Annotated in this window: 1 pseudogene; it reads right to left on the bottom strand. The window is 73.0% G+C overall.

What is annotated here, in order from left to right:
* Positions 1-144: 144 nt before the first annotated feature.
* Positions 145-396: pseudogene (locus G3I78_RS50245) on the bottom strand (TetR family transcriptional regulator); the annotation flags it as partial.

The following is a 396-nucleotide window of genomic DNA, read 5'->3' as shown; positions in this document are numbered from 1 at the left end:
TCGCGGTGACGCATCCCGACAACGCCGCGTCCCAGGCGGTGTGCCGGCGGATCGGCATGACCCACCGCGGCACGACCGACGCGTACTACGGCACGACGTGCGAGCTGTTCGACGTGACGACCCCCTGACGGGGTCGCCCGCCGGTCACGGGACCTGCGTGAGGCGCCGGACCGCGCCGAGGACGTCGACGTCGTCGTGCGGCTCGGTGTCCAGCGCGCGGTGGATGGTCATGCCCTCGATGAACGCGTCGAGCACACGGCACGTCGCGGGGTCGAAGTGGCGGCCGAGCGCGTCGCGGCTGCGGCGCATCCAGTCGTTCGTGAGCGTCCGGTAGGCCGGGTCGCGCGCCGCGAGCGTGTAGAGCTCGTGCGACAGGACGAGGTCGCGCTGGGTCGC

This window comes from Streptomyces sp. SID13726, from assembly GCF_010548375.1.
Lineage (GTDB): Bacteria > Actinomycetota > Actinomycetes > Streptomycetales > Streptomycetaceae > Streptomyces.
The sequence above is the reverse complement of the archived record's forward strand: the minus strand, read 5'-3'. Positions and strand labels throughout refer to the sequence as shown.